The following is a 4,846-nucleotide window of genomic DNA, read 5'->3' as shown; positions in this document are numbered from 1 at the left end:
CGTGCTCTCACGACTGTCACCGGCCCGGCGCCGTTTCGTCCTCGGGCTCGTGGCGCTGCTCCTCGTGGCGGTCGTCGCCGTCGTCGTGAGCGCCCTGGTGCAGCGTCGTTCCTCGGCGCCGCCCGACCAGTCGCGGCCGGGGCCGGTGCTCCTGGTGCCCGGCTACGGCGGGTCCGAGGAGTCGCTGGCACCGCTCGCCACGGCACTCCGGGGCCGCGGTCGGGACGTCACGGTGGTGTCGTTGCCGGACCAGGCACGGGGTGACCTCGACGGGCAGACGCAGGCGCTCGGCGCAGCGGTGGACGAGGCGCTCGCGCGGACCGGCGCGGCCTCGGTGGACCTCGTCGGCTACTCGGCCGGGGGGATCGTCGCACGGTTGTGGGTGACCGAGGGCGGCGGCCGCAGCGTCACGCGTCGGCTCGTGACCCTCGGCTCGCCGCACCACGGCACGGAGATCGCCGCCCTGGGGACCGTCGTCTCCGGGACGTGTCCCACCGCGTGCCAGCAGCTGGCCCCGGACAGCGCCGTCCTGTCACGGCTCGACTCCGAGCCGCTTCCCGCGGGCGTCGTTCTCCTGTCACTGTGGTCGACCTCCGACGACGTCGTCCTCCCGCCCAGCTCTGCGGTCATCGCGGGTGTCCCGAGCCCCTCACTGCAGAGCATCTGTGCCTCGTCGAGGGTCCGGCACAGCGGCCTGCCCGGCGACCGTCTCGTGCAGGGCCTCGTCGTCGAGGCGCTCGGGTCGGGGCCGCTCCCGACGTGGACGACCACCGACTGCGCGCGGCTGAGCTCATGACGAACGAGGGCCTGACCGTCCGGGTCGAGGCTGGTCAGCTCGTGACGTCGCGGGTCGTGAAGTTGGCCCACGCGGCGAGGAGGAAGACCACGACGTAGACCGCCTGCAGGGCGACCCCGCGCTCGATGTTGCTCCACAGGACCGGGTCGCGGTAGAGGTCGACGAAGGACAGCCAGTAGCGGGTGGGCAGGTAGGGCTGCAGCGGCCGGGCGGCATCGACCGTGAGCAGCAGCGACGACCCGATGAGGAAGGCCATCGCGCCGAGGCTGGCCGACTGCGGGGAGTCGGTCAGGGTCGAGAGGAAGATCGCCAGGGCGGCGACGCCGAGCATCGAGATGGTGACGAAGGCGATCGCCACCGCGGTGCGCCAGGCGATGTCGCCAGGAGTGAGGACCGAGCCCGAGAGGCTGATCATGCCGCCGGCGAGAGTGCCCTTGCCGAGCAGCAGCCGCCCGACGAGGAAGCCGATCGCCGCGACGGACAGCACGGCGGCGAGCACGAAGGCCGTGACGGCACCGAGCTTGCGGACCAACAGCCGGGTGCGTCCCACCGGCCGGATGAGCAGGTAGCGCAGCGTCCCCGCCTGCGCCTCGCCGGCGACCGACTCCCCGGCGACGACGGCGATGGCGATCGGCAGGAAGAGCGGCAGGACGATGGCGAGCGCGGCGATCGCGAAGAGCGACCCGTCGGCGACGACCGCCGACAGGAACGCCGGGCCCGAGCCCGGACGGGGAGCCAGACCGGTCCAGGCGAGCAGTCCGGCGACGATCGTCGGCAGGAGGTTGAGGAGCAGCAGCGAGACCCAGGTGCGGCGCCGGCCGAAGAGCTTGACCAGCTCGACGTTCCTCACGTCGGCACCTCGTCGGCAGCGCGGGCACGGGTGCGTTCCTCGATGACGTCCTCTAGGGTGCGGCGTTCCGGTCCGAGCTCGCGCACCCGGATGCCCTCGGTGACGAGGTGGGCGTTGAGGCGGATCGGGTCGTCCGCCCGCACGAGCAGCCGTTCGCCGTCATGGTGCTCGACGGCCGACCCGAGCAGGCTCACGGCCGAGTCGGCGTCGGGAGTGACGACGAGAGTGAGACCGGTCGGCGTCCGCAGCGTCTCGAGCGCCTCCTGGAGCACCAGGTGCCCGCGGTCCAGCAGACCGATCCTCGTGCAGAGCTGCTCCACCTCGGCGAGCAGGTGGCTGGACAGGAAGACCGTCGTACCCGTCGCGTGCAGTCGGAGCAGCAGCTCACGGATCTCGCGGATGCCCTGGGGGTCGAGACCGTTGGTGGGCTCGTCGAGCACGAGCAGCTCGGGCTGGCGCAGCAGCGCCGCAGCGAGGCCGAGACGTTGCCGCATACCGAGGGAGTAGGCCCGCACCGGTCGCCGCCCGACGGCGCCCAGGCCGACCATCTCGAGCACGTCGTCGGCCCGGCGCGACCGGTCGCGGCGGCCGCCGCCGTGCGGCCCGGACGGGGCACGACCGCTCGCGTCGTGGATGACGAGGTTCTTGCGACCGGACAGGTGTCCGTATGCCGCTGGGCCTTCGACGAGCGCGCCGACCCGCGGCAGCACGTCGGCGGCGGCTTTGGGCATGGGCGACCCGAGGACCTCGATCCGGCCCGACGTCGCGAGGACGAGTCCCAGCAGGCACCGCACCGTCGTCGTCTTGCCCGAGCCGTTGGCCCCGAGGAACCCGTAGATGTCGCCGGCGCGCACGTCGAGATCGACGGCGTCCACGGCGGTGACCGAGCCGTACTTCTTCGTCAGTCCCTCCGTGCGGATGACGAGGGGACCACGGGAGGAGGCCGACTGGTCCGGCTCGACCCCGGTCCGGGTCTCGGGCGTCGTCGTCACGAGGACGCCGTCGCGGTGGGACGGAGCTGGGTCGCGGCCTGCGCCAACCCTTGGGGCGTCAGGGTGCCCGCGACGAGCCACGTCTGCCCGGTGACCTGAGGGTCCGTCACCAGGAGGCTCACGGGACCGACGGAGATGGCGGTCCCCTCGGGCAGCTTGACCGCGGTCGAGGCGAGCCGTATCTGCTCGATCAGGGAACGGGCCGCTCGCTCGGGCAGTGCCCCGACCGCGATCTGGGTCACCCCGCTGCCGTACTGACCGATGCCCTCCAGCCCGGGCTGGGACGGGGTGCGGTCGAAGCCGAGCAGCCGGGCGGGAAGGTTGGTGTCGGGGATCTGTCCGATCGCGCGCACGAGGTCGAAGCGCTGTCGGGTGAACACGCGCGCTCCGGGTGGGGGGCTGAAGGCGACCTCCTGGACGCTGGGCTCCGTGTCGGTGAAGTCGAGGAACGTGCTGGACAGGGCCGCGGTGTCTCCCGTCCGGCCGAAGACCTCGACGAGCACCGGTATGCCGGAGGCCTGGTCGGCCCACACGTCCACCCGGGCGATGCTGCTCAACGGGTCACCCGTGGTCATCCGCAGCCCGTCGGCGGCCCGCCCGGCGACCCGGCGAGGAGGCAGGGTCGACACCTGCGCGGCGGTCGCCCCACTCAGCAGGCGCGCCGCCAGCTCCGGCGGCAGGGTGTCGCCCACCCGGGGCAGGCGGACGGCGCCGGTGACGTCGGGACCGGTGACGGCCACGTCGGAGTCCTCGAAGTCCCACACCTGCACCTCGGTCGGCGAGGTGCGCGTGCTGAGCTCACCGGCGGGTGTCACGGTGTCCGAGCGCCAGTCGTCCGCGCTGCGCCACCAGGCCCGGACCTGGGTGCGACCGCCCAGCAGCGACGCGACATCGGAGAGCTGGTCGGTGGTCGGGAGGGCGAGGGAGCCTGTCGACTCGGCATACCCGGAATACGGGTGGGTGCGCGATGCCCGGATCCGTTCCAGCAGAGCGGCGGCCGAGCCCGTGCCGCTCTGGCCCACCGGGAAGGCGCGCACCAGCGACGGGAGCCCGACGAGCACCGCCACGACCGCCGCGACGACCACCCAGCGCCACGTCCGTCTCATCGACGCACAGTACGTCAGCGACCTGTCCCGTCGACCGGGTGGCCGGAGACGTCATGGATTCGTAGGCGCAGCGGCCCGTTCCCTAGGATGGGCGGGTTGTCCTCGAGAGGACGGCCGTCATCGTCATCCGACCCGAAGGGGACCTTTCCGTGCTCCGCACCCACGAGGCCGGCACGCTGCGTGCCGACCATTCCGGCCAGGACGTCACGCTAGCGGGCTGGGTCGCCCGTCGGCGCGATCACGGTGGGGTGGCCTTCCTCGACCTGCGGGACGCCTCGGGCGTCGCCCAGGTCGTGGTGCGCGACGAGGTCCTCGACCAGGGCGGCGCGCACGACCTGCGCAACGAGTTCTGCGTCCGAGTGACAGGGGAGGTCCGCACGCGGCCGGAAGGCAACGTCAACCCCGACCTGCCCACCGGGGCCATCGAGGTCAACGCCGCGAGCGTCGAGGTGCTCAACCCCAGTGCTCCGCTGCCGTTCCAGATCGACGAGCGGATCACGGTGGGGGAGGAGTCGCGCCTGAAGTACCGCTACCTCGACCTGCGCCGGCCCGCGCAGGGCGCCGCGTTGCGGCTGCGGTCGAAGGTCAACGCGGCAGCGCGAACGGTGCTCGCCGCTCGCGACTTCGTCGAGATCGAGACCCCGACGATGACCCGCTCGACGCCCGAGGGCGCGCGCGACTTCCTCGTGCCCGCGCGGCTCAACCCGGGCAGCTTCTACGCGCTTCCGCAGAGCCCGCAGCTGTTCAAGCAGCTCCTGATGTGCGCCGGCTACGAGCGCTACTACCAGATCGCGCGCTGCTTCCGCGACGAGGCCCAGCGCGCCGATCGCCAGCTCGAGTTCACGCAGCTCGACATCGAGATGAGCTTCGTCGAGCGCGAGGAGGTGCTGTCGCTCGTGGAGGGGCTGTACGCCGAGATCTGGAAGCAGGTCGCGGGCGTGGAGGTCGAGCTGCCCTTCCCGCGGCTCTCCTACCACGAGGCGATGCGCCGCTATGGCTCGGACAAGCCCGACCTGCGCTACGGCCTCGAGATCGGCGACGTCAGCGAGGCCGTCGCGGGGTCGGAGTTCGGGGTGTTCCGCTCAGCGGTCGAGGCGGGCGG

5 protein-coding genes are annotated in these 4,846 nt (G+C 72.5%); 2 read left to right on the top strand and 3 right to left on the bottom strand.

Annotated features, from left to right (window positions below):
- A partial coding sequence (locus Q0R63_RS15095) for an alpha/beta fold hydrolase (RefSeq protein WP_366521141.1) occupies positions 1–796 on the top strand: 796 nt, incomplete at its 5' end.
- Positions 797–830: 34 nt separating this feature from the next.
- Here the strand turns inward: Q0R63_RS15095 and Q0R63_RS15090 are convergent.
- From Q0R63_RS15090 to Q0R63_RS15080, 3 genes are read right to left on the bottom strand one after another with little or no spacing between them, the layout of a single operon-like run.
- A complete protein-coding gene (locus tag Q0R63_RS15090) occupies positions 831–1,646 on the bottom strand; it encodes an ABC transporter permease (RefSeq protein ID WP_295698933.1) in 816 nt (271 codons plus the stop codon).
- A complete protein-coding gene (locus Q0R63_RS15085) occupies positions 1,643–2,638 on the bottom strand; it encodes an ATP-binding cassette domain-containing protein (RefSeq protein ID WP_295698929.1) in 996 nt (331 codons plus the stop codon). Before Q0R63_RS15085 ends, Q0R63_RS15090 begins: the two co-directional genes overlap by 4 nt.
- On the bottom strand, positions 2,635–3,744 hold the full coding sequence (locus Q0R63_RS15080) for a hypothetical protein (protein ID WP_295698926.1): 1,110 nt from the start codon (positions 3,742–3,744) through the stop codon (positions 2,635–2,637). The genes Q0R63_RS15085 and Q0R63_RS15080 overlap by 4 nt, the downstream gene beginning before the upstream one ends.
- Positions 3,745–3,893: 149 nt before the next feature.
- Here Q0R63_RS15080 and aspS point away from each other — a divergent pair.
- Positions 3,894–4,846: aspartate--tRNA ligase (aspS, locus tag Q0R63_RS15075; RefSeq protein WP_295698923.1), on the top strand; the 953-nt coding region annotated here is incomplete at its 3' end.

This window comes from Lapillicoccus sp., from assembly GCF_025353065.1.
In the GTDB taxonomy this organism is placed as follows: Bacteria; Actinomycetota; Actinomycetes; order Actinomycetales; family Dermatophilaceae; genus Lapillicoccus.
Note: the sequence above shows the minus strand (reverse complement) of the source record. Positions and strands in the feature narration are given on the sequence as shown.

Coding starts and splice junctions, on each gene's coding strand:
- Q0R63_RS15080 (WP_295698926.1), bottom strand. CDS start 3,744: ATGAGACGGACGTGGCGCTGGGTGGTCGTCGCGGCGGTCGTGGCGGTG.